This window comes from Saccharothrix sp. CB00851 (assembly GCF_001905065.1).
GTDB lineage: Bacteria > Actinomycetota > Actinomycetes > Mycobacteriales > Pseudonocardiaceae > Actinosynnema.
Map to the genome: position 1 here is coordinate 70,089 of NZ_LWLC01000025.1, position 24,427 is coordinate 94,515.

Genomic DNA, 24,427 nt, shown 5'->3' on the forward strand with positions numbered 1-24,427 from the left:
TCGGCGCTGTTGACGCTGGGTCGCGGACGATCCTAGCCTCGGTGTGAGAGCGTTCTCACGCTCTCTTCTCGACCACCCAATCCCTGCTGGGAGGTCTCATGCTGAACATCGTCGTCCAAGCATCCCTGGTGCTGTCGTTGATGGTCGTTCCCGGCACATCGGCCGCCGCACCACCACAACCGACCTCGCCGCCACAGGCTGTCACGTCCTGCGACAGCTACTGCGACGACCGGGATCCCTTCCTGCCGTCCAGCGCGCACCGGTCCCGCACCCGACCGACAGCGGCACCGCCCACCGTCCTCGCCGCGATCTGCAACACCCACTGCGACGGGCGCGATCCCGCGCTCTCGGCGGGGGAGCGGGTTGCCCAGGCCGTGCCCGCCGGGACCCGCCGGGTCGCGCTGCACTTCGACAGCACCGAGACCATGGGCTGGGCGGTGATCAGCGGCGGCGGTCAGGGTGACTCGGTCTGGTTGGACCGCTCCTACGACGCCGGCGTGACGTGGGAGCCGAAGCTCGGCTCGACCACGACACCGGCGGGCTACGGTGGTTGGCGAACGCTCATGCACAACGTGGACGACTGGGCCGGTCTGCGCGTCGGGCTGCTGCGGGCGTGCGGCCAGCCCGCCGGGTCGACGACCATCGCCTGCACGAGCTGGTACCGCACCACCTGGAACGCCTGGGACCGCCGCACCGCCGCGGCCACCGCCCTGATGCAGCGGTACAACCTGAGCACCGGCCTGTTCGACACCACCGGCTGGTGGAACGCCGCCAACGCGCTCAACGCGATCATCGACAACGCGCGGGTGAGCGGCATGGGGTCCTACCGCTACGCCATCGCCCGCACCTTCGACCTCAACCGCACCGCCTGGGACGGCAACTTCATCAACGAGTACAACGACGACGTCGCCTGGTGGGGCCTGACCTGGATCGCCGCCTACGACCTGACCGGCGACCGCCGCTACCTCGACACGGCCCGCATCGGCGCCGACCACGTCCACCGCTACTGGGACACCACCTGCGGCGGCGGGATCTGGTGGACTTCGAGCCGGACCTACAAGAACGCCATCGCCAACTCGCTGTACGTCCAGCTCAACGCCGCCCTGCACAACCGGCTGCCCGGTGACACGACCTACGTGCGACGCGCCCGGGACGGCTGGCGGTGGTTCGAGAACAGCGGGATGGTCAACAGCTCGAACCTGGTCAACGACGGCCTGGTCACGTCGACGTGCCGCAACAACGGTCAGACGCCGTGGAGCTACAACCAGGGCGTGCCGCTGGCCGCGCTGACCGAGCTGCACCGCGCCACCGGCGACCAGGCGTACCTCACGCGGGCGCGGACGCTGGCCGACGCCTCGACCACCAGTCCCGCGCTCAACCCGGGCGGGATCGTGTTCGACAACGGCGGCGGCGGTGACGTCCCGTCGTTCAAGGGCGCCTTCGTGCGGGGTCTCGGAAAGTTGAACCAGGTGCTGCCGGACCGCCCGTACTCCGCGTACCTCAAGCGGCAGGCGGACACGGCCCACGCGCGCGACCGCTCCAGCAGCGACTCCTACGACCAGCCGTGGGCGGGGCCGTTCCAGCGCAGCGACGCGGCCCGCCAGCACAGCGCGGTGGACCTGATGAACGCCGCGAGCTGACCGGTCCGCCCGATCACCGGCAGGCGCGGCTTCCCCCGCGCCTGCCGGTTCCGCGCCGGGGCAACTCCCGTGCGGCCAAGACGACGCGCGTCCTGCGGCCGAATGCCGCCGCTTTCGAAAGCAATCGACGTACTTTTGTCTATCTTAAACCGTCTTTCGTTGACCACGTACAAAAGTCGCCTTACCGTCGCCTGACCGGCGTGATCCCTGCCAACCGCGCCGGCGCGCCGGGACCTGCACCCCGGCGAACCCCTTGCCGAGTCGAGTTCCCCTGCTCACCGGCTTAGCCCAAGGGAGCGCCACCGATGTCCTTCCCTGCCCGCCACACCCGATGGCCGCGCGCCGCCGGATCACTGCTCTCGATCGCGCTGGTCACCGCCGCCTCCCTGGCCACCGCCTCGTCCGCGCAAGCGGCGCCGCCACCCCAGGAACCGGGGGTCACGCTGCGGGTCTTCGACCTGCAAACCGAGATCGCCAGGCTCTGCACGCTCAAGCCCGCCCAGACGCCCAACATCGACAAGCTCATGCCGTCGATCAACTGGACGACCACCGCGGACTTCGGCCTCGGCGACCGGTTCATCTCCGAGGTCACCGGCAACATCGACATCGCTACCGCCGGGGTGCACGACTTCCGCCTCACCAGCGACGACGGCGCACGGCTGCGGATCGACAACACGCTGGTCGTCGACCACGACGGCCTGCACGGGGCCACGCCGAAGGACGGCTCGATCCAACTCGGGACCGGCTACCACGCACTGCGCATCGACCACTTCGACAACGTGGGCGGGCAGCAGATCACCCTGGAGTGGCGGCCACCCGGCGCGTCCGGGTTCAGCGTCGTGCCGAACTCCGTGCTGAGCACCGACGCGGGCGTGGTCAGGGTGACCGCCCCGGGCCGCAAGGAGTGCGAGGGTGGCGCCGACTCGCCGGGCGACGGGCTGCCGCTGACCGGCGTGCACCCGGCCTACGCGCTGACCAACCTGCGCCCGTCCGGGTTCGAGCCGCAGGTCAGCGGCATGGACTGGTTACCGGACGGTCGTCTGGCGATCACCACCTGGGGTGGCTCGAACACCAAGGTGGGCGAGGTGCACCTGATCAGCGGCGTCACCGGCGCCACCGATCCCACGAAGGTCCGCGCGCAGCGGATCGCGTCCGGTCTCCAGGAGCCGATGGGGATCAAGTACGTCGACGGCAAGCTGTACGTGTCGGAGAAGACCGGGCTGACCGAGCTGAACGACACCAACGGCGACTGGGTCACCGACACCTACCGCCGCGTCGCGACCTGGCCGTACGGCGGGAACTTCCACGAGTTCGCGTTCGGGATGCTGTACCGGGACGGCGCGTTCTACCTGAACCTGTCGGTGTCGATCAACCTCGGTGGCGCCACGACCGATCCCCAGCCCGCGCCCGACCGCGGCACGACGATCAAGGTGGACAAGGCGACCGGGGCCGTCACCTACATCGCCGGTGGGCTGCGCACGCCCCACGGCATCGGCTGGGGACCCGAAGGCGGCATCTTCGCCACTGACAACCAGGGTGGCTGGCTGCCGTCGTCGAAGCTGGTGCACATCAAGCAGGACCGCTTCTTCAACCACTACACCAACCCCACCGGTCCGTTCGACAACCGCGCGATCACCGCGCCGGTGCTGTGGTTGCCGCAGAACGAGATCGCGAACTCGCCGAGCAACCCGGCGCAGCTGACCACCGGTCCGTTCGCCGGACAGATGATCTTCGGTGACGTCACGTACGGCGGCCTGCAACGCGGTTTCCTGGAGAAGGTCGACGGCGAGTACCAGGGCGCGGTGTTCCGCATGACCCAGGGCCTCGAATCGGGCGTGAGCCGCATCAGCCTCGGCCCGGACGGCGCGATCTACACCGGCGGCATCGGCGCGGGCGGCAACTGGGGGCAGAACGGCAAGCTGAACTTCGGCCTGCAGAAGCTGACGCCCAACGGTGCGGAGGCGTTCGACATCGTCGCCATGCGCGCGATCTCGGGCGGGTTCGAGCTGGAGTACACCCAGCCGCTGTCCGCCCAGACGCTGCAGGACTTGGCGTCCAAGTACCGGGCGACGCAGTGGCGCTACCAGGCGACCTCGGCCTACGGCGGCCCGAAGCTGGACCAGCGGACGCTGACCGTCCAGTCGGCGACGCCGTCCGCCGACCGCAAGAAGGTCACCGTCATGCTCTCCGGCCTGCGCATCGGCCACGTGGTGCACCTGCGCTCGCCCCGGCCGTTCACGTCCGAGTCCGGCAAGTCGCTGTGGAGCACCGAGGCCTGGTACACGCTCAACGTCGCGCCGGGCACCGTCGCCCGAACCGGGCGGATCACCGGTCTCGCCGGGAAGTGCGTCGACGTCGACAACGCGGGCACCGCGGACGGGACGAAGGTCCAGCTGTGGACGTGCAACGGCACGGCCGCGCAGCAGTGGACGGTGGCCACCGACGGGACGGTCCGTGCGTTCGGCAAGTGCCTGGACGTGAGCGGCGGCGCCACGGCCAACGGCACGGTGACCCAGCTGTGGACGTGCAACGGCACCGGTGCCCAGCAGTGGGTGGCGCAACCCGACAACTCGCTGAGGAACACGAAGTCGGGTCGCTGCCTGGACGTGGCAGGCAACAACTCCGCCGACGGCACCGTGCTGCACATCTGGGACTGCCTCAACGTCGGCAACCAGAAGTGGGTCCTGCCCTGATCGCGGTGATCCGCGGGTTCGCCGGTCGCCCCTGCCGGCCGGCGAACCACCCCCTCGATCCCGTTCGGACAACGACGTCTGGAAGGACGACACCAGGATGGCCAGATCCCCGCGAAACCGGACCAGCCTCGGCGCCGCCGCCTTGCTCCTGGTGGCCGCCGCGGTCCAGACCGCCGTTCCCACGACCGCCACCGCCCAGCCGCCCGCGTCGCCGATCCAGGCCGCGGCGCCTTCGTTCCAGCAGGTCACCCTCGCCAAGGGTGCGGCCGAGATGGGCGAGCCGATCTCGATGACCGTGCTGCCCGACCGGTCGGTCCTGCACACCTCCCGGGACGGCACGGTCCGGCTCACCGACGCCGCCGGAAACACCAAGGTCGCCGGCAAGCTCGCCGTCTACGCGCACGACGAGGAGGGCCTGCAGGGCATCGGCGCCGACCCGAACTTCGCCACCAACCGCCACGTCTACCTCTACTACGCGCCACCGCTGTCCACCCCGACCGGTGACGCGCCGTCCGACGGCACGGACTTCTCCGCGTGGAACGGCGTCAACCGGCTGTCCCGCTTCGTGCTCAAGGCCGATGGCACCCTCGACACCGCCAGTGAGAAGGTGGTCCTGGACGTGCCGGCCAGCCGCGGCACGTGCTGCCACGTCGGCGGCGACATCGACTTCGACGCGGCGGGCAACCTCTACCTGAGCACCGGCGACGACACCAACCCGTTCGCCTCCGACGGCTACAGCCCGCTCGACGAGCGCGCCAACCGCAACCCGGCCTTCGACGCCCAGCGCTCCTCGGCCAACACCAACGACCTGCGCGGCAAGCTGCTGCGGATCAAGGTCAACGCCGACGGCGGCTACTCCGTCCCGGCGGGGAACATGTTCACACCGGGCACGGCGGGCACGCGGCCGGAGATCTACGCCATGGGCTTCCGCAACCCGTTCCGCTTCAACGTGGACAAGGCGACCGGTGTCGTCTACCTCGGCGACTACGGCCCGGACGCGGGCTCCACGAACCCCGCCCGCGGTCCGGCGGGACAGGTGGAGTTCAACCGCATCACGGGCCCCGGCTTCTACGGCTGGCCGTACTGCACCGGGTCGAACACCACCAACGAGACCTACAACGACTACAACTTCGCCACCGGCACCTCCGGGGCGAAGTTCAACTGCGCCGGCGGGCCGACGAACGACTCACCGCGCAACACGGGCCTGCGGTCGCTGCCGGCGGCGAAGGCGGCGTGGATCAAGTACGACGGCTGCTCCGTGCCCGACCTCGGCTGCGGCAGCGAGTCGCCCATGGGCGGCCCGGTCTACCGCTACAACCCGAACCTCAACTCCCCGGTGAAGTTCCCGCAGTCCTACGACGGGCACTTCTTCGCCGCGGAGTTCGGTCGGCGGTGGATCAAGGACATCACGGTCAACGCCGACGGCACGCCGGGCGCGATCACCTCGTTCCCGTGGACCGGCACGCAGGTGATGGACTCCGCGTTCGGCCCGGACGGCGCCCTGTACGTGCTGGACTACGGCACGGGCTGGTTCGCCGGTGACGCCAACTCGGCGCTGTACCGGATCGAGCACGTGACCGGCGGCCTCGCCCCGATCGCGAAGGCCGCCGCGGACAAGACCTCCGGGCAAGCGCCGCTGGCGGTGGCCTTCTCGTCCGCGGGCTCGTCCGATCCCGACGGCGACGCCATCACCTACCGGTGGAGCTTCGGCGACGGCGGCACGTCGACGGCGGCCAACCCCCGGCACACCTACTCGGCCAACGGCGTCTACACCGCCACCCTCACCGTCACCGACAGCACCGGCCGGACCGCCACCGCGAGCGTGCAGATCACCGTCGGCAACACCGCGCCGACCGTCACCCTCCACCTGCCGCAGCACGGGCAGCTGTTCGACTTCGGTGGCGCGGTGCCGTTCCGGATCACCGTCATCGACCCCGAGGACGGCCCGGTCGACTGCGCCAAGGTCAAGATCAGCTACATCCTCGGCCACGACTCGCACGGCCACAAGCTGACCGAGGCGACCGGGTGCTCGGGCACCGTCCAGACACCCCAGGACGGCGAGCACGACCCCAACGCAAACATCTTCGGCGTCTGGGACGCGGAGTACACCGACAGCAGCGGCGCCACCACGCACACCCAGCACGTCACCCAGCCGAAGACCCGCCAAGCCGAGCACTACGGTTCGTCCAACGGCGTCACGGTCTACAACAAGACCGCGGCGCACGGCGGCAAGACGGTCGGCGACATCCACCACGGCGACTGGATCGCGTTCCAGCCCTACGTGCTGTCCGACGCGACGTCGATCAGCGCGAGGGTGTCCTCGGGCGGGGTGGGCGGCACCATCGAGGTGCGAGCGGGATCACCCACCGGCACGCTGCTCGGCACCGCGACCGTGCCGGTGACCGGGGGCTGGGAGACGTTCACCGACGTCACCGCGAGCCTGGCCAACCGTCCCGCCGGCACCACCACGCTGCACCTGGTGTTCAAGGGCGGCGCGGGCGCGTTGTTCGACGTGGACGACTTCACCTTCACCACCGGCCCCCGCACCGGTCCGATCACCGGCCTGGGCGGCAAGTGCGTGGACGTCAGCGGCGCGAACACCGCCGACGGCACGAAGGTCCAGCTGTGGACGTGCAACAACACCAGCGCGCAGCGGTGGACCGCGTCCGCCGACGGAACGCTGCGCGCGTTGGGCAAGTGCCTGGACGTGAAGTCCGGCGGCACGGTGAACGGCACGGTGACGCAGCTGTGGACGTGCAACGGCTCCGGCGCGCAGCAGTGGGTCGCCCACGCGGACGGCACCCTGCGCAACCCCCAGTCGGGCCGCTGCCTGGACGCGTCGAACAACAGCAGCGCCGACGGCACGGTCCTGCACATCTGGGACTGCCTCGGCGCCGCCAACCAGAAGTGGACCGGGCCCTGATCGCCGCCCACGACCCAACGAGGAGCTACTGATGTCTCGACTGCGAACAGCGCTGTCGGCGATCGCCGCCTCGGCAGTGATGATCTTCGCCGTGGCCCCGGTCCCGGCACCCGCGGCCGACCCCGCCTACAAGGTGCTGGTCTTCTCCAAGACCGCGGGGTTCCGGCACTCGTCCATCCCGAACGGCATCCAGGCCATCCGCGACCTGGGTGCGGCCAACAACTTCACGGTCGACGCCACCGAGAACAGCGCGGCCTTCACCAGCGCCAACCTGGCCCAGTACCGGGCGGTGGTCTTCCTGTCGACCACCGGTGACGTCCTCGACGCCACCCAGCAGGCGGCCTTCGAGTCCTACGTGCGGGCCGGCGGTGGTTACGTCGGCGTGCACGCCGCGTCCGACACCGAGTACCAGTGGCCGTTCTACGGCGGCCTGGTGGGCGGGTACTTCCACTCCCACCCGTCGATCCAGCAGGCGACGGTGCGGGTGGAGGACCGGGCGCACGCCTCGTCGGCCCACCTCGGCGGTGACTGGGTCCGCACCGACGAGTGGTACAACTTCCAGGCCAACCCCAGGTCGAACGTGCACGTGCTGGCCCGCCTGGACGAGGGCACGTACTCCGGCGGCAACATGGGCGACCACCCGATCGCCTGGTGCCAGACCTACCAGGGCGGCCGGTCCTGGTACACCGGTGGCGGGCACACCGAGCAGAGCTTCGCCGAACCCGCGTTCCGCGCGCACCTGCTGGGCGGCATCCGCTACGCGGCCGGAACGACCCGCGCCGACTGCCGACCCGAGAACGGCTACACGTCGCTGTTCAACGGCTCGAACACCAACGGCTGGAGCCAGGCGGGCCCCGGCGGCTTCACCCTCGCCGACGGCACCCTGACCTCGCACGGCGGCCTGGGGATGCTCTGGTACTCGGCCAAGGAGTTCCGGTCGTACTCGCTGAAGCTCGACTGGAAGCTGGCCGGTGACGACAACACCGGCGTGTTCATCGGGTTCCCGGCGAGCGGCGACCCGTGGTCGGCGGTCAACAACGGCTACGAGATCCAGATCGACGCCACCGACGCGGCCGACCGGACCACCGGCGCCGTGTACGGGTTCAAGTCGGCCGACCTCGCCGCCCGGGACGCGGCGCTCAACCCGGTCGGTGAGTGGAACACGTTCGAGCTGCTGGTCGAGGGCGAGCGGCTCCAGGTGTTCCTCAACGGCGTGAAGATCAACGACTTCACCAACACCGACCCGGTCCGCAGCCTCCAGCAGGGCCACATCGGTATCCAGAACCACGGTGACGGTGATGACGCGTCGTTCCGCAACATCCGGGTGAAGGAGCTCTCCGGCACCCGGACCGGGCGGATCACCGGCCTCGCCGGCAAGTGCGTGGACGTCAGCGGCGCGAACACCGCCGACGGCACGAAGGTCCAGCTGTGGACGTGCAACGGGACGGCCGCGCAGCAGTGGACCCTGCCGGGTGACGGCACGATCCGGGCGCTCGGCAAGTGCCTCGACGTGCGGTCCGGCGGCACGGCCAACGGCACGGTGACGCAGCTGTGGACGTGCAACGGCACCGGCGCGCAGCAGTGGGCCGCGCAGTCCGGCGGCGCACTGCGCAACCCCCAGTCCGGCCGGTGCCTCGACGCGTCGGGCAACAGCTCCGCCGACGGCACCGTGCTGCACATCTGGGACTGCCTCGACGTCGCCAACCAGAAGTGGACCCTGCCGTGATTGGGTGACACCCGGTAGTCCGCCGTGGGTCCCGCCGCGTGTTCGCGCGCGGCGGGACCCCGACACCCGAGAACGAGGGATGCCGCAGTGGGAACGAACCTGCTCGTCCAGCGCCTGCACGCGGCCGGCTTCACCCCTGATTCTGTGGTGGTGGCCGCCGGTGGTGTCGTGGCGATCGCCGCCCTGGTGACCCTGGACGACGGCCGCCGGATCTTCGCCAAGACCCTGGCCGAGCCGGGCTCCGACCTGTTCCCGGTCGAGGCGGAGGGGTTGCGCGCGCTCACCGAACTGGGTGGTGCCACCACGCCCGAGATCCTGGTGAGCACACCGGAACTGCTGGTGCTCGACGTGGTGTGCCCCCGCCGCGACGAAGAGCACTTCTGGGAGCAGGCGGGGCGCATGCTCGCCCGGGTGCACACCGCGTCGCGGCGGTCAGGGAGGTCATCGCGCCGTTCGCGCGCAGATAGCGCGCGAGGTTGTCCTCCTCGGATCGCCACGCTATGGTCGACCGTGTCAGGCACTGCCTGACACGGTCCGGGAGTGGGTTGCGAGTTGGCAGATGAGGTCTTTTCACCGCGTTGTTCGTTCTGCGGCAAGGCCACCGCCGAGGTTCGCAAGATCATCTCGGGTCCCGGCGTCTACATCTGCGACGCGTGCGTGGGCAAGTGCGGCGAGATCCTCGCCGCGGACGAGGGCGGTGGTGAGGCGACCGTGCCCGAGTGGTCGGTCATGTCCGACGAGGAGTTGCTGGCGCACCTGCCGCGCATCGCCGCGACGGCCGGCCAGGTGGAGGCGGGGCTGCGGGAGCGCGTGCTCGAACTGCGGTCCCGCGGCATCACGTGGGCACGGGTCGGTGAGGCGCTGGGCATGACCCGCCAGTCCGCGTGGGAGCGCTTCAAGTGACGACGTTCCGGGGCGGGTGATCGCGTGACGACTGCCGAGGCGACCTCGGTCTGGCGCAACCGGGACTTCCGGCTGGTCTGGACCGGCCAGGCGCTGTCCGAGTTCGGCAACGGCGTGTCACAGCTCGCGTATCCCCTCCTGGTGCTGGCCATCACAGGATCGCCGGCGGCGGCGGGCGCCCTGGCCGCGGTGCGCGCGCTGCCGTACCTGCTGCTGGGGCTGGTCGCCGGCGCGCTGGTGGACCGCTGGGACCGCAAGCGCACGATGATCACCTGCGACCTGCTCAGGGCGCTGAACGTGGTGACCATCCCGATCGCGCTGCTGCTCGGCGCGCTCACTCCCGCGCACGTGTTCGTGGTCGGCTTCCTCGGCGGTGTGCTGTACGTGTTCTTCAGTGCCGCCGAAGGGGCTGTCCTGCCCAACGTGGTGCGCGAGGAGCAGTTGACCACGGCGGTGTCGGCGCAGGAGACGGCGCAGTCGGCGTGCGGGGTGGTCGCCGGTCCGATCGGCGGTGCCCTGCTCCAGTTCTCGCGCGGGCTGCCGTTCCTGGTGGACGCGCTGTCCTTCCTCGCCTCGGCGCTGTGCCTGTCGTTCGTGCGCGGTCGGTTCCGCGACGAGGCCGTAGCCGAGCCGAAGCCCCGCCGCTCGTTGCGCGCGGACGTCGCCGAGGGTGTCCGGTGGCTGTGGGAGCACTCGGCGCTGCGGCTGATCGCGATCACCGCCGCCGGTCTTCAGGTGGCCATCTCCGGTGTCGCGCTCGTGGCGATCGTCGTGGCGCGGGACTCGGACGCGTCACCGGCGGTGATCGGCGTGCTGTTCTCCGCGCTCGGGATCGGCGGTGTCATCGGCGCGCTGCTGGCGCCGAGGCTCAAGCGGGCGCTCGGTCTGGGCGGGCTGCTGCTGTCGGTGCTGTGGTTGCAGGGCGCGTTGTGGGTGCTCCTGGCGTTCTCCACGTCGCTGGTCATGATCGGTGTCGTGCTGGGCTTGTTCACCGTCTCCATGCCGTGCTTCGGCATCGCCGCCCTGACGTTCCAGTTGGAGGTCACCCCGGACGCGTTGCGCGGGCGGGTCGGCACCGCGTTCAGCCTGCTGATCTGGACCGCCACCCCGGTGGGCGGCGCCGCGGTGGGCCTGCTGCTGGACGCGGTGTCGCCGCGCACCACGTCGCTGGTGTTCGCCGCCTGGGTCCTGTTGCTCTGCGTGGCGGCGACCTGGAGCGGTGCGCTGCGCGGTCTCGACAAGTCTTCTGAGGACGGTGAGCGGTCCGCGTGACCGCCCGACGGTCGGCTATGTCGTGGCACCAGGGCTCTCGGCGACGGCCAGCCGACGGGCCGAGGCCACGTCCGGGCAGCCCGCCAGGCGCAGCGCCGTTTCGAACTCGAGCCGGAGCACGTCCAGCACCGCGGTCACACCCCGCTCACCGCCCGCCGCGAGTCCCCACAGCACGGGCCTGCCGACCAGGACCGCATCGGCGCCGAGCGCCAACGCCCGCAGGACGTCCACCCCGCTGCGGACACCGCTGTCCAGCAGCACCGGGCACCGCCCGCCCACCGCGGCGACGACCTCCGGCAGCGCGACCGCACTCGGCACCGCGCCGTCCAACTGCCGTCCACCGTGGTTGGACACCACCACACCCCGCACCCCGAGGTCGACGGCCCGGGCCGCGTCCCTCGCGTCGAGCACACCCTTGACCACCAGCGGCAGGGTCGTGTGCGCCCGGATCCACTCCAGATCACGCCAGCTCAGCGACGGGTCGAACACCGCACTGGTGTGCCGGGCGATCACCGAGTCACCGGGCACCCGATCGCCGACCTCGCCGTCGGTGTTCACCGGCTTGACCCACGACGGCAGCGCGAACCCGTTGCGCAGGTCCCGCAGCCGCCTGCCGAGCACCGGCACGTCGACCGTCAGCACCACCGCACGGCACCCCGCTTCCTCGGCGCGGCGCAGCAGCTTCACCACCACCTCGCGGTCGCGCAGCCAGTACAGCTGGAACCACGTCGTGCCGCCCGCCGCGACCACGTCCTCGATCGGGTCGGAGCTGAGCGTGCTCACCACGTACGGCACACCGGCCGCCGCTGCGGCGGCAGCCGCCGCGCGCTCGCCACCGTCGTGGATCAGCCGCTGGTAGGCCATCGGAGCCACGGCCAGCGGCAGCGACGACGTGACACCGAACAGGTCGCAGCCCGTGTCACAGGCCGAGACGTCCACCAGCGCCCGCGGCACGACCGCGACCCGGTCCAGCGCGGCCCGGTTGGCGGCGAGCGTGACCTCCTCACCGCTGCCGCCCGCGATGTAGTCCCACACGTCCGGCGCCGACCGCTCGGCGGCCAACCGCTCGACGTCGGCCGTCGACCACACGTCCGGCAACGACCCGGCGCCGCTCACGAGTAGGCCGCCGCTTGCATCGTGTACAGCTCGGCGTACAGGCCGTTCGCGGCCATGAGCTCGTCGTGTGCACCCCGTTCCTTCACGCGTCCGTCCGCCACCACCACGATGAGGTCGGCCATGCGCACGGTGGAGAACCGGTGCGAGACGAGCAACGTGATGGCGCCGGTCCGCCGGCCGACCTCGCGCGCGCCGGCCGCGTACCGCTCGAACAACCGGTGCTCGGCCTGCGCGTCGAGCGCCGAGGTCGGTTCGTCGAGGACGAGCAGCAACGGCTCGCGGCGCATCATGGCCCGGCCGAGCGCGAGCTTCTGCCACTGCCCGCCGGACAGCTCCACGCCGTCGGCGTAGGTCTTGCCGAGCTGGGTTTCGACACCGTCTTGGAGGCGGTCCAGGACGTCTTCGGCGCGTGCGCGGCGCAGGGCGTCGTGCACGGCGTCGGCCGACCCGATCTCGGCCAGCTCGCCGACACCGACGTTCTCGCGGGCGAGCAGCTCGAACCGGGCGAAGTCCTGGAACCCGGTGGCGATGCGGGCGCGCCACCCGTCCACGGGAAAGCGGGTGAAGTCCGTGCCGTCCAACGAGACCGTGCCGGTGGTGACCGGGTAGAACCGGCACAGCAGCTTGATCAGGGTGGTCTTCCCGGCGCCGTTCTCACCGACGAACGCGACCGTGCCGCCGGCGGGCAGGGTGAGGTCGACGTCGGCGATGACCGGCCGGTCGGTGCCCGGGTAGGTGAACGACACACCGCGCAGCTCGATGCCGTCCCGGATGTGCCGGGGCACGTCCCGGTCGGGCGGGGGAGGCGCCTGGCTCGCCACCAGCGCGCGGACCCAGCGCACGTTGGCCATGACCCGCCCGGTGCGCTGCATCTCCTGCAACGTGGCCACCGACGAGGTCACCTGCTGGTTCACCTGGGACGCCAAGGTCAGCACGAGCAGGACGTCGCCCACGCCGCGGCGGCCGGCCACCGCGTCGCGCAGCACCAGCAACGTGCCCATCACGTAGGCCACCGCGAAGAACAGCTCGCCACCGGTGCGCAGCACGACGGCCCGGCGCTCACCGCGCCACAGCTCGGCCGACGCGTCGTCCCAGGCCCGGCGCTGGCGCGAGCGCAGCTCCGACTCCAGCCCGCCGACGCGCAGCTCCTTGGCCGACGCCGCGTTCGCCACGAGCCCGAAGAGGTGCTTGGCGTGCCGGGAGGGCGGTGCCGAACGCTCGCGCGCGCCGTTGACGATCGACTCGGCCCGCCGCCCGAGCAGCAGCGGCGGCACGGCCGCGAGGGGCAGCAGCAACAGCAGCGGGTTGAGCCGCGCCAGCAGGACCGCGGTGATCGAGATCGCCACCAGCAGGCCGAGGCTGTTCAGCAGGCCCTCCATCGAACCCCACCCGGCCCGGTGCAGTTCCTGGCGCAGCACTTGGAGCTTGTCGGCGTACTCGGGGCGCTCGTGGTGCTCCAGCCCGGCCGAGCCGTTGGTCATCTCGATCAGCTCGCGCTCCAGGCGCGGCACGGCGCGGTCGCCCAGTTCGAAGTAGAAGATGTGCGCGAAGTGCCCGGCGGTCAGCGCGGCGATCACCGCGACCACGACCAGCACCGCCGCCACGGTCGCACCCCGGACGTCACCGGCCAGCGCCGAGTCGGTGAGCGCGGCCAGGGCGGGCGCCGCCAGCGGCATCGCCGACGCCTGGGCGATCATGAGCACGACGGCGAGCACCAAGCGGTAACGGCTTTCCTGCCAGGCGATGAGGAACAACTCCCAGCCGCCGCGGACGACCTCGATCACCGGCTGACCCCTTCCACCACAGCACCCGCCGCAGCCGGGTCCGCCGCCGCGCCGTCCAGCACGTCGTCGTCCACAGCGTCGTCGTCGGCGTCCAGGCCGTGCGCGAATCGCTTCGCCTGCAAGGTGAACAGGCGTGCGTAGTGGCCGCCCGCCGCGATCAGCTCGTCGTGCGAGCCGCGCTCCACCACCTGCCCACCGTCCACCACCACGATGTGATCGGCCCGCCGGACGCTGGAGAACCGGTGCGAGATCAGCAGCGAGGTCACCCCGCGCGTCAACTCCACGAACCGGTCGAAGAACGCCACCTCGGCACGGACGTCCAGCGCCGCGGTGGGCTCGTCCAGCACCAGGACCGTGGCGCCCTCCTCCAACGCGTAGAGCGCACGGGCGATGGCGATCCGCTGCCACTGCCCGCCGGACAGGTCCGTCCCGCCCGGGTAGGCCCGCGAGAGCGGCGTGTCCAGGCCGTCGGGCAGGGCGAGCAGCGCTTCGGCGATCCCGGCGCGTTCGGCGGCGCGCAGCACCACCGCGCGGTCGACCGGCACGTGCGCCGCGCCCAGCGCGATGTTCTCCGCCGCGCTCAACTCGAAGCGCACGAAGTCCTGGAAGATCACGCCGACCTGACGCCGCCAGAGCACCGAGTCGAACTCCGCGATGTCCACGCCGTCCGCGCGCACCGCACCCGACGTCGGCTCGTACAGCCGCGCGAGCAGCTTCACCAGCGTGGTCTTGCCCGCGCCGTTGACGCCGACCACGGCCGTGCACCGCCCGGCGGGCAGGTCCAGCTCGATGCCGTCGAGCACGGTGCGGTCCGAACCGGGGTAGTGGAAGCCGACGCGGTCGAACGTGAGCGACGCGGCGGGCGTGCCCGGGGGAACCTCGGCCCGACCCGGCAGGGGCTGACCCTCGTCCAGCTCGTCCAGCCGGTCGCGCAACCGTTGCAGGGCCGTCAACGACAGCATCGCGTACTGGGTGCTGGTGTCCGCCTCGGCGTAGTAGCCACCCAGCGAGATCGCCAGCACGACCGCCTGCACCCCGAGCGCCAACGCGGTCAGGCTCACCCGTCCGGTCGAGGCGAGCTGGGCGGCGTACACCATCGCGCCACCCGCGGCCAGCAGGCCCAGCGCGGTCAGCAGCAGGTACGGGGTCAGGTAGACGCGGCGGCGCGCACGTTCGAAGGTGTTGCGCACGGTCTCCCACACGGCCGCGTAGCGATCCGCGAGCCAGCCGGTGAGGCCGAACACCCGGATCTCCTTCGCCGCCACGTCGGTCATCGTGAGCTCGTGCAGGTAGCCGATCTCGCGCATCCGGCCGACGAGGTCGCGCCCCACCCGCGAGTACTTGCGCAGCCCGCCGCGCTGGCCGTAGCGGAACGCCAGCACCGCCGCACCGACCGCGAGCCCCGCGGGCCAGCCGATCGTCAGCCCGATGGCCACTACGAGGGCCACCAGGCGGGTGTAGCGGGCGATCAGCGCCACCATGCCGAAGCACGCCTGCCCCGGTGTGCCCCAGTCGCGCTCGAAGGCGCGCACGGCCTCGTTCAGCTCGTCCAGCGTGCGCTGGTCCTCCAACGGCCCGATGCCGACCGGCCGCAGCATCAACGCCATCGCGTCGTCCCGCAGCGCGCTGTCCACCCGTCGTCGCAACTGCTGGCCCAGGGCGTTGCCCACGGGGGTGAGGATCTGGGTGAGCAGGAACGCGCCGGCGGCCAGCAGGAAGATCGAAGTCAATCGGTCCCAGGCCGCACTGCCGACCCCGCCGCCGACCGCGGCGGGCACCTCGCCGAGCAGCACGCTCGTCGCGACCACGAAAACCACCGGCAACAGGCCGAGCACGAAGTGGAGCACGGCCAGGAACACGACCAGGCCCACACCACCGGCCGGCAGCAACCGCGCGATCCGCAACCGCGGCCGCACCGCCTCGTCCACCCAGTTCGCCCACGTGGCGTGAAACCCGACCGCCGCGGGAGGTGTTCCGGTCGTCATGGCACTCCCGCGAGTCCTTGGGTGGTGCGGTTCGGCGACAATCCTCAACCGGCCGGCCAGGCGCCTCAGGGCATCCAAGCACGGGGGCGCGAACACCTTCAACAAGTTGATTTCGTGTATCCGCAAGGTTTTTCTTGCGCAACTCCTCGGATTCCGCTCCGCCCCGGGCGGCCGAAGCCGTAGTGCCGGCACGAAGTCTTCTCCCCGGCGCCGTCGCGGAAGGCTACGGTCGTCGCGCGACGTGCGGACGGACGGGATGAGGTCGAGGCGGATGGCCACCGGTGGTTTCTCGTCACAAGGGCTGGCTCGGGTGCGGGAGCTGCTGGAGCGCCAGGTCGAGTCCGGCTTCGTCCCCGGTGCGGTGGCCGTGCTCGGCCGGCGCGGCGAGGTGCACGTCGAAGCGACGGGCACCCTCGCCTTCGAGGGCACGGGATCGGGGACAGCGATGGCGGCCGACACGATCTGCCGCACGGCCTCGATGACCAAGCCGCTCGTCGCCGCGTGCGCGATGACCCTCGTGGACGACGGAACCCTGCGCCTGGACGACCCGGTCGACGACCTCCTCCCGGAGTTGACGGACATGACCGTGCTGGTCGATCTCCACGGGCCGCTGGACGACACCGTTGCGGCGCAACGCCCGATCACGCTGCGGGACCTGCTGGCGTACACCTGCGGCATCGGGATGTTCCCGACCAAGCCGGGCAGGGTCCCGATCGTGGACGCGGTGAACGCACTGGACTACTCGTCGCCGGACGCGTTCATGCGCGGGCTGGGCTCGCTTCCGCTCGCCTACCAGCCGGGTGAGCGCTGGATGTACGACACCGCCTCCAACGTGGTCGGCGTGCTCATCGCCAGGGCCACCGGCACGTCCTTCGGGGACGCCTTGCGCGAACGGCTCTGCGACCCGCTCGGGATGGAGGACACCGCCTTCAGCGTGCCCGGCGAGGACATCGGCCGGCTCGCGACGGCGTACCAACGCGACAACGCCACCACCGGCGAACCGGTCGTGGACGACGGCCCCGACGGGCGGTGGAGCCGACCGCCGAAGTTCGAATCAGGTGGTGGCGGACTGGTCTCGACCGCCCAGGACTACTTCGCCTTCGCTTCGGCCCTGCTGGCCGGCGGTTCCCACCGAGGCCGGCGGGTGTTCTCCCGATCGTCGGTCGCGCTGATGACCAGCGACCAGCTGACCTCGGAGCAGAGGGCGGTCTCCGGGTTCTGGCCGGGGTTCTTCAGCGGGATGGGTTGGGGTTTCGGGATGTCGGTCCTGACCGAGACCAGCGGGCTGGGCATGTCGGCCGGCAGCTACGGGTGGTCCGGCTTCTACGGCACCGCCTGGTACAACGATCCCGCCCAGGACTTGGCGGCCGTCTTCTTCATGCAGCGGGGGCACACGGGTGACCAGAGGTTGCCGATCTGGCACGACTTCTGGACCACCGTCTACGAGGCACTGGACGACTGACCGCGGGATCAACGCCCGGTGCCGGTGGTGAGGGGCGCCGGCCACGCGGCGGGGTCCGTCGGGTCGGCCGGGGCGGTGGCGCACAGGACGTAGTGGCGTGGGGCGAGTGCGTTGAGGTGGACGGGCAGCGCGGCCAGGCACCGGGCATGGGCGTGTTCGGGTGTCGGCACGGCGTCGGTCGCGGTCAGGTAGGCCACCAGGTCGCGGCCGTCGACCGAGCCGAAGACGCGGGCCGCCGAAGGCGCCAGGGCTTCGGCCAGCAGCTGTTGCACCTCGGCGAGGTCGACCCAGCACGAGTCGACCAGCACCCAGTCGGACGGACGCTCGATCGGGTCCAGGCCGGTGACCTCGCGGATGCGCGAGGCGTCGAGGTCACCCTCGGCCGCGGCGACCAGCAGGCGTTCGACGGCCAACAGCAACGACTCCATCTCGACCCGGGGCACCAGTCCGGTGTCCGCGCTCCACGCGTCGAGTCGGACCCGGCCGTCCACCTCCTCCAGGCCGAACCTCAGCGGCGTCCCGTTGCGGGGCACCGGACGCGCCCGCAGTTCCGTCTGCCGCAGCGCGGCGGTGATCTCCTCCGGCCGGTGCTTGACACCCGCGGTGACCCCGGACCACGACTCGGGCACGAGGCTGTTGAACAACGGGTCGTAGAGGAAGTGCATCCCGCGTTCGTGCTGGATCAGCTCGTCCGACGCGCCACGCTCGACGCCGTCGTACCTGGAGTGCCTGCTCGCCTCCAGCACCGCGGCCCACGTGTGCTTGACCAGCGCGTCGAAGCCCCGGTCGCCGACCTCGACGGCGACGAGGTTGCCCTGCGCGAGGGAGCCGACGAAACCGACGAGGTGGCGTTCGAAGCGGTTGCTCGACAGCGACGGGAACACCAGCTCGCGGTAGCCGGTGCGCCGCGCCAGCACCGCGCACGTCGCGGCGAGCACGACGGAGGACCGGCTGGACCGGGTGCGTGCCGCCACCTGCCGCACCGCCATCGCGGAGGCCGGGGACGACAGCTCCACCGCCAGCGACTCGCCGGACGGCGTGGCACCCGGCAGCGCGAGCAGGCACCGGGGCTGCCGCCACGCCAGCTCCCGGACGTAGTCGTTCGCCGCCCGGGTCCGACGTCGCTCGGCGGGTGTCGCCTCCAACTCGGCCTGGTCCAGCGGCTGGTGGCGGGGTTCACCCACCTGGCGGCGGTCCGGGTGCGCGAGCATCTCGGCGAACTCGCGCTTGAGCACCTCGATGGACCCGAAGTCGACGGCCATGTGCGAGAACCCCGCGACGCAGGCGATGACCGTGCCGTGCTCGTCGGTGGCCACCGCCATCCGCAGCGTGGTGGCCGCCGTGTCACCCCGTTCCCGCAACCACGCCAGCAGCCGCACGGCCACCGCCGGGCGGTCGCGAGGTCCCCACGGACCCTCGCCGAGGGCGCACACGTCGAGCGTGAACGTGCCGGTCGCCGCGACCACCTGACGCGGGTCCTCGCCCCGGACGTACGTGGTTCGCAGGGATTCGTGCCTGGCCACCAGCACGGAGGCCGCCTCGACCACGTCGTCCACGGACTTCCCGTCGGGCACGGGCAGTTCGACGCGCAGGACCGCGGCGAGGTGGTCGGCGTCGGGCTCCAACCACTGCATGGTGTTGAGCTGGCCGAGGGTGACGGGCCCCTCGGCCGCGCGCGATCCGGTGGCGGTGACCTGGATGGCGTCCACGGGCGTGAGCCGCACGCGCCGCCTGCGCCTGCCGGTGTCGGTCGGGGTGCTCATCCCGGTCAGCCGATCAACCCGTGCAGCGCACCGGCCACGTCCCGCGGGGTGTGCTCGCGCGTCACCGCCGACGGCCAGTCCGCGAACGCCGGCCGGTCACCCGAAGGGCCGAGGAAGACGTCGAGCGGACCCGAGTACGGCCGGGGTTCCCAGTCGCTGACGGCGTCCTCGTTCGCCTGCCACACGCGCGCCGAACGCCCGACGAACTCGGGGCTCGTGTCGGACGGCACGAGGTCGAGTTCCTTCCACCGGTCCAGGACCGTGGCCAGGTCACCCGGCGGCTGGTCGAACCGGGGTCCGACGTCGAGGAGCCCGACGTCGATCAGGGCCAGCAGCCGCACCTCGGCGCCGTCCTCGGTGAGCCGGGCGGCCATCTCGTGGGCGACCGCCGCGCCGGTCGAACAGCCGCCGAGCAGGTAAGGGCCGGTCGGCCGCACCGCGCGGACGGCTTCGACGTAGGTGTCCGCCATGGCCCGCACCGAGGCCACCGGGTCGACGTCCGAGTAGAGCCCGGCCGCCTGGAGCCCGAACACGGTGACGTCCTCGCCCAGCACCTGGGCCAGTCCGGCGTACGGGCCGACCTGCCCGTTGGCCGGGTGGACCAGGAACAACGGGGGAGCGGCCCCGTCGCCGCGCTGGATCAGCACCAGCGGGTCCACCAGCTGCCCGTTGTGGTCGCGCAGCCGGGCGGCGAGGCTCTCCACGGTGGGGTGCTCGGTCATCACGTTCAGCGGCAGCTGGACGCCCAGCTCTTCGAGGACGGCGTTGACGACCCTGGCCGCGTCCAGGGAGTTGCCGCCCAGCTCGAAGAAGTTCTCCCGGATGCCGACGGCGAACCCGATGACCTCCTGCCACTGCCGGGCCAGCCACAGCTCCACCGGGTCGCGGGGGTGCCGGTAGCCGGTGTCGAGCACGTCGTCCACGGTCGGGTTCATGGTGTGGGTGCACCGCCTTCGTGATCGGCGGCGAGCCGCCAGCGCTGGATCTTCCCGGCCGCGGAGCGGGGGAGTCGGTCGACGAACGTGAAGTGCTTCGGGATCTTGTACCCGGCCAGCCGCCGACCGCAGTGCGCGGCGAGCTCGGCCTTGCGGACGCTCACCTCGGGTCGCAGCACCACCTGCACGCCCACCACCGACCCGAGGGTCCCGTGCGGCACGGCCAGCGCGACGGCGTCGACCACCGCGGGGTGGGCCAGCAACGCGGCCTCGACCTCGTTCGGGTCGACCTTCTCGCCGCCGACGTTGATCGTGCCGTGGTCGCGGGGTTCGAGGTAGAGGTAGCCATCGCGGTCGAGCCTGCCGCGGTCGCCCACCGTGGCGAACCCGTCCGGGGTGGTGCGGACGACCTGGTCGTTGACGTAGTCCGACCGGCCCACCCGCTGCGGGGTGCGCATGAACACGGTGCCCACCTCGCCCGACGCGACCGGTGCGCCGCCGTCGTCCACGACGCGGAGCTGGGTCAGCACACCGCGCCCGACCGTGCCCGGCCGGGCCAGCCACTCGTCACCGCGGGCCAGCGTCACGCCGATGCCCTCGGTCGCGCCGTACAGCTCGAAGACCCGCTCGGGTCCGAGCAGGTCGATCCACCCGCGCTTGGTCTCCGCGTCGCAGGCGGCCGCGGTGTGCAGGAGCGCGCGCACGCTGTCGAAGGCCGCCGGGTCCGCGTCGGCGAGCATCAGGATCTCGCGCATGTGCGTCGGCGTCAGCTGCACCCACTCGACGCGGTGCCGCCGCACCAGGTCGACGGTCCACTGCGCGGCGAAGAACCGTTGCAGCACCACGGTGTTGAGGTCCAGCAGCGCGTCCACGAACGCGGTGAACGGTGCCGCGTGGTACAGCGGACCGACGATGAGCTGCCGCTGGCCGGTCCGCCACCCGGTCTGCCGGATCACCAGCGACGGCGTCCGCGCGGGGTCGTAGCGCAGCGGCCCCGGTCGCGCGGAGATCTTCGGCACGCCCGTGCTCGCGCCGGTGGCCAGCAGGTAGGCGGCGGCGCCGTCCCGGGTCGACGGCGGCGTGGCCGACACGATCGCGGGCCCCGGCCGGTTCGCGGCGTCCATCAGGTGCAGGTGCCCGTACCGGCGGCCGAGCAGCCCGAGCAGGACGTCCCGCTCGGCGGCGGGGGTGGCCGGGTTCAGCGGGAAGACGGGTACCTCGGCCGCGAGCGCCGCCGCGATGCCGGTCGCCGCGGCCAGGGTGTTGGCCGCCTCCACGACGACGCACGACGGCACGTCCGGGTCGAGCGCCGCTCGCAGCGCGGCCACCGCGTCACCCACCGACCCGGCGAGTTCCCCCCACGACAGGGTCTGCTCGGCCAGGTCGGCGTCGAACCCGATCAGGGCCGTCCGGCCGGGTTCGGCGTGGGCGATGTCGGCGATCCGCCGGTGCACGGGGAGGCTCATCGCTACCGCAGCATCTCGGCCAGCCGCCGGACGCTGGACGCGCTCATGAACTCGTACACGTCCAGCGGCCGGTCGAACTCCGCTTCGAGCGCGGCGATGATGCCGAGCGCGGACAGCGAATCGCCGCCCAGCTCCAGGAAGTCGTCGGTCGCGCCGACCGGCCGCACGTCCATCTCCGCCGACCAGATCGCCGCGACCCGCCGCTCGACGTCGTCGCGCGGGTCCTCGAACAGGGTGCACCGGCCGTCCGCGACGGCCGCCGCCAACTGCCCGGCGTCCACCGCGCCGTCCACCATCGGGACCTGGTCCACGACGAGCACACCGTTGAGCCCGCAGTCCTCGCCGAGCTGTTGGTGCACGTGGTTGCGCAGCACCGGCCCGCTCAGGTACTCGGTCAGCTCGACGGCGGCGACCGTGACGTCACGCCCGTCGTGGCGCACGACGGCGACCTCGGCCCGGCTCACGCCGGGGTGCGCGGACAGGACGTCGGCTATCTCGGCCACGTTCACCACGGGCGCTCTCCTATCAGCAGTTCGGCGACGAGGTCGTGCACCGCGGGCTCGCGCAGCAGGTCGGCGTGGTCGACGTCCAGCGCCAGGCGCCGGACGTCGTCCACGGGCGGCTCGTGGTCCTTCGAGGACACGAACAACGGCGTCCCGGAGCGCGTGTCGAACCGGCCCTGGGCGGCCAGCAGCATGTACTCCACGTAGGCGGCGAACCCGCCGGTGAGCTGCTGCCGGAAGAACTGGTTGAGCGACAGCCGCGCGGCGACCTCGCCCATCAACGCGTCGTACCGGTCGACCAGGGCCGCGGCGATGCGGGGCAGGTCGTCCGGGTGCGCCTCGACCAGCTCGTCCGCCAGGGCACGCGCGTCGTCCAGCTCCTCGGCGGTCAGGTGGTCCGCCGAGGTCTCGATGGTGGAGGTGAACTGGTGGCCCAGCGAACCGGAAGTGGTCGCCGCGGCGTCGAAGAGCAGGGTCACCGGCGCGGGTGCCGACTCGGCGACGGCGTCGGCGACGCAGGTGGCCAGCGATGCCCCGGCGCAGTACCCGAGCACCGCGCGCACCGGGCGGCCGGTCGCCGCCGCGTCCGCCACCCAGCGGTCGACGCACGCGTCGAGCGGCCCCGAGCCGGGCTGGGCGAGGTGCAGGAAGGAGGCGTCCACCGCGACACCGGACGCCAGGTCCGCGAACCCCGCCGCGGCCCGTCCACCGGGGAAGTCCAGGCACAGCACGAGGTCCGGTCCGCGATCGGCCAGCTGTCGCCAGTGCGTCAGTTCCACGGCCCGACCTCCTGGGTGTCCACGGCCGCCGTCAGCGCCCGGTAGTCGACCTTGCCGCCGGGCGTCTGGGGCAGGCGGTCGACGTGGCGTAGGGCCACGTGCCGGCTCGGCACCCCCAGCGCCTCGGCCAATCGCCGCCGCTGCCGCTCGTGCACGTCCGGGTCACCCGCGCCGAACAGGTACACCACGTCGTCGCGGCAGACCACGGCGGACGGGTGGCCGGACCGCTCGACCACGCGCTCCAGGTCGTCCAGGCTCGTGCGGACGCCGAGCACCTTGGCGATCCGCTTGGTGCGCCCGGTCAGGTAGAGGTAGCCGTCGCGCAGGTACCCGAGGTCGCCCGTGTCCAGCACGTCCACTTCGGGGCCCCGGCCGAGGTCGTCGCGACCGGTCGCGTAGCCGAGCATCACGCCCGGACCGCGGTAGTGCACGGCGCCCTCACCGGGTGCGGCCCGGTCGTGCGCTTCGGTGGGGGCGATGGTGAGGACGCCGCCGGGCACCGCCGTCCCGACCGAGCCGAGGTGGTCCGGGAGAGCGGCCGGGTCGAGGCACGTGATCCGCGAGGTGGCCTCGGTCTGGCCGTACATGGGGAAGAACCGGCCGTGGCGCCGCTGCATCATCCGCACCAGCCGCATCGTCAGCTCGTCGCCCAGACGCGCGCCTGACTGGGTCATCGTGCGGATCTCGGTGCGTTCCAACAGGTTCACGTGCGCGGGGCCGAGCGCCGCGTAGGTCGTCGGCACGGCGGCGAACGAGGTGGCGCCCGCCCTGGTCACGTGGTCCCACAGCGCCAACGACAACGGCGACCGGTCGGTCAGCACGATGCTCGCGCCCGCGATCAGGTGGCTGTTCACCACCGATAAGCCATAGGCATGGGTGATCGGCAACGTGGTCGGCGCCCGTTCGGCGGCCGTGACACCCAACGCCCGGACGATGGCGGCGGCGTTGTCGGCCACCCCGTCGTACGACAGCCGCACCGCTTTGGGGCTCCCCGTGGTTCCGGAAGTCGACAGCAGCAGCGCCGTGTCCGGGAAGATGTCGCCCGCCGGTCGCGCCGAACGCCTGCGGAAGACGTGCGAACCTCCCACCTCTTCGCCTGGCAGGTAACCGAGAGCGGCCAATTCCGATCCGCCACCCGGTCCCGGCATGACGAATTCCGGTTGGTACTTCGAAACTATTTCGGACGAGGCGGGCAGGAATGCGACCGTGTGGCCGAGCCGCAGCGCGGCCAGGTAGGTCAAGAGCGTGGGCAGGTCGCGGTCTCCCGCGCACAGCACCAACGCCTTGGCGTCGTGGCGCAGGGATCGCTCCGCTTGGGCGACAAGGGCGGCCAAGTCGCCGTACGACAGCGTCCTTCCGCCGACGAGGTGGACGGCAGGGGACCGCGGCGGCGCCTCTTCGTGCGTCACGAGATCCAGCATCGCCGAGGGCATGGCGCACATTCTGCGGTCTGTCCGGGAACCGGTCCATAGCCCGT

At 71.7% G+C, this 24,427-nt stretch carries 17 protein-coding genes; 8 read left to right on the plus strand and 9 right to left on the minus strand.

Going from position 1 to position 24,427, the window contains the following annotated elements:
• The first annotated feature begins 98 nt into the window (after window positions 1–98).
• From A6A25_RS24580 to A6A25_RS24610, 7 genes are all read left to right on the plus strand, one after another.
• The gene (locus tag A6A25_RS24580) at window positions 99–1,640 is read left to right on the plus strand and encodes a glycoside hydrolase family 76 protein (RefSeq protein ID WP_241828891.1); all 1,542 of its coding nucleotides are present in this window, start codon (window positions 99–101) and stop codon (window positions 1,638–1,640) included.
• Between the two features lie 305 nt (window positions 1,641–1,945).
• The gene (locus A6A25_RS24585) at window positions 1,946–4,333 is read left to right on the plus strand and encodes an RICIN domain-containing protein (RefSeq protein WP_083668631.1); all 2,388 of its coding nucleotides are present in this window, start codon (window positions 1,946–1,948) and stop codon (window positions 4,331–4,333) included.
• A gap of 97 nt (window positions 4,334–4,430) precedes the next feature.
• The gene (locus tag A6A25_RS24590) at window positions 4,431–7,256 is read left to right on the plus strand and encodes a carbohydrate-binding protein (protein WP_073893642.1); all 2,826 of its coding nucleotides are present in this window, start codon (window positions 4,431–4,433) and stop codon (window positions 7,254–7,256) included.
• Window positions 7,257–7,287: 31 nt separating this feature from the next.
• Window positions 7,288–8,982 carry a ThuA domain-containing protein gene (locus A6A25_RS45730; RefSeq protein WP_073893644.1) on the plus strand — a complete coding sequence of 565 codons (1,695 nt, stop codon included), beginning with the start codon at window positions 7,288–7,290 and terminating at the stop codon, window positions 8,980–8,982.
• An 87-nt stretch (window positions 8,983–9,069) separates the two neighbouring features.
• The gene (locus tag A6A25_RS24600) at window positions 9,070–9,510 is read left to right on the plus strand and encodes a fructosamine kinase family protein (protein WP_073893646.1); all 441 of its coding nucleotides are present in this window, start codon (window positions 9,070–9,072) and stop codon (window positions 9,508–9,510) included.
• A gap of 24 nt (window positions 9,511–9,534) precedes the next feature.
• Entirely contained in the window at window positions 9,535–9,885 is a 351-nt protein-coding gene (locus A6A25_RS46435; RefSeq protein ID WP_083668636.1) for a ClpX C4-type zinc finger protein, read from the plus strand.
• Between the two features lie 24 nt (window positions 9,886–9,909).
• On the plus strand, window positions 9,910–11,157 hold the full coding sequence (locus A6A25_RS24610; RefSeq protein ID WP_073893650.1) for an MFS transporter: 1,248 nt from the start codon (window positions 9,910–9,912) through the stop codon (window positions 11,155–11,157).
• Between the two features lie 15 nt (window positions 11,158–11,172).
• Here A6A25_RS24610 and A6A25_RS24615 read toward each other — a convergent pair whose 3' ends face one another.
• Genes A6A25_RS24615 through A6A25_RS24625 form a run of 3 tightly spaced genes read right to left on the minus strand, consistent with a single transcriptional unit; the run spans window position 11,173 to window position 16,042 of the window.
• The gene (locus A6A25_RS24615; RefSeq protein WP_073893653.1) at window positions 11,173–12,273 is read right to left on the minus strand and encodes an alpha-hydroxy acid oxidase; all 1,101 of its coding nucleotides are present in this window, start codon (window positions 12,271–12,273) and stop codon (window positions 11,173–11,175) included.
• Complete coding sequence (locus A6A25_RS24620) at window positions 12,270–14,057, minus strand: ABC transporter ATP-binding protein (protein WP_073893655.1); 1,788 nt, start codon at window positions 14,055–14,057, stop codon at window positions 12,270–12,272. The genes A6A25_RS24615 and A6A25_RS24620 overlap by 4 nt, the downstream gene beginning before the upstream one ends.
• Entirely contained in the window at window positions 14,054–16,042 is a 1,989-nt protein-coding gene (locus tag A6A25_RS24625) for an ABC transporter ATP-binding protein (protein ID WP_073893657.1), read from the minus strand. The genes A6A25_RS24620 and A6A25_RS24625 overlap by 4 nt, the downstream gene beginning before the upstream one ends.
• A 271-nt stretch (window positions 16,043–16,313) precedes the next feature.
• Here A6A25_RS24625 and A6A25_RS24630 point away from each other — a divergent pair, with 271 nt between their 5' ends.
• Complete coding sequence (locus A6A25_RS24630) at window positions 16,314–17,504, plus strand: serine hydrolase domain-containing protein (RefSeq protein WP_073893659.1); 1,191 nt, start codon at window positions 16,314–16,316, stop codon at window positions 17,502–17,504.
• Between the two features lie 8 nt (window positions 17,505–17,512).
• On the opposite strand, the gene A6A25_RS24635 is transcribed toward A6A25_RS24630, so the two are convergent.
• The 6 genes from A6A25_RS24635 to A6A25_RS24660 are packed head-to-tail and all read right to left on the minus strand — an operon-like array spanning window position 17,513 to window position 24,359.
• The gene (locus tag A6A25_RS24635; protein ID WP_073893662.1) at window positions 17,513–19,267 is read right to left on the minus strand and encodes a condensation domain-containing protein; all 1,755 of its coding nucleotides are present in this window, start codon (window positions 19,265–19,267) and stop codon (window positions 17,513–17,515) included.
• Window positions 19,268–19,272: 5 nt separating this feature from the next.
• Window positions 19,273–20,202, minus strand: a complete 930-nt coding sequence (locus tag A6A25_RS24640; protein WP_073893664.1) for a thioesterase domain-containing protein — start codon at window positions 20,200–20,202, stop codon at window positions 19,273–19,275.
• Window positions 20,199–21,668: an AMP-binding protein gene (locus A6A25_RS24645; RefSeq protein WP_073893666.1), complete on the minus strand. Its 1,470-nt coding sequence runs from the start codon at window positions 21,666–21,668 to the stop codon at window positions 20,199–20,201. Before A6A25_RS24645 ends, A6A25_RS24640 begins: the two co-directional genes overlap by 4 nt.
• 2 nt (window positions 21,669–21,670) lie before the next feature.
• Window positions 21,671–22,180: a phosphopantetheine-binding protein gene (locus A6A25_RS24650; protein WP_073893668.1), complete on the minus strand. Its 510-nt coding sequence runs from the start codon at window positions 22,178–22,180 to the stop codon at window positions 21,671–21,673.
• A complete protein-coding gene (locus A6A25_RS24655) occupies window positions 22,174–22,950 on the minus strand; it encodes a hypothetical protein (RefSeq protein WP_073893670.1) in 777 nt (258 codons plus the stop codon). Before A6A25_RS24655 ends, A6A25_RS24650 begins: the two co-directional genes overlap by 7 nt.
• Window positions 22,941–24,359 (minus strand): AMP-binding protein, encoded by a 1,419-nt coding sequence (locus A6A25_RS24660; protein WP_158073807.1) that lies wholly within the window; start codon window positions 24,357–24,359, stop codon window positions 22,941–22,943. The genes A6A25_RS24655 and A6A25_RS24660 overlap by 10 nt, the downstream gene beginning before the upstream one ends.
• Window positions 24,360–24,427 lie beyond the last annotated feature (68 nt).

Coding starts and splice junctions, on each gene's coding strand:
- A6A25_RS24580 (WP_241828891.1), top strand. CDS start 99: ATGCTGAACATCGTCGTCCAAGCATCCCTGGTGCTGTCGTTGATGGTC.
- A6A25_RS24585 (WP_083668631.1), top strand. CDS start 1,946: ATGTCCTTCCCTGCCCGCCACACCCGATGGCCGCGCGCCGCCGGATCA.
- A6A25_RS24590 (WP_073893642.1), top strand. CDS start 4,431: ATGGCCAGATCCCCGCGAAACCGGACCAGCCTCGGCGCCGCCGCCTTG.
- A6A25_RS45730 (WP_073893644.1), top strand. CDS start 7,288: ATGTCTCGACTGCGAACAGCGCTGTCGGCGATCGCCGCCTCGGCAGTG.
- A6A25_RS24625 (WP_073893657.1), bottom strand. CDS start 16,042: ATGACGACCGGAACACCTCCCGCGGCGGTCGGGTTTCACGCCACGTGG.
- A6A25_RS24630 (WP_073893659.1), top strand. CDS start 16,314: ATGGCCACCGGTGGTTTCTCGTCACAAGGGCTGGCTCGGGTGCGGGAG.
- A6A25_RS24635 (WP_073893662.1), bottom strand. CDS start 19,267: ATGAGCACCCCGACCGACACCGGCAGGCGCAGGCGGCGCGTGCGGCTC.
- A6A25_RS24640 (WP_073893664.1), bottom strand. CDS start 20,202: ATGAACCCGACCGTGGACGACGTGCTCGACACCGGCTACCGGCACCCC.
- A6A25_RS24645 (WP_073893666.1), bottom strand. CDS start 21,668: ATGAGCCTCCCCGTGCACCGGCGGATCGCCGACATCGCCCACGCCGAA.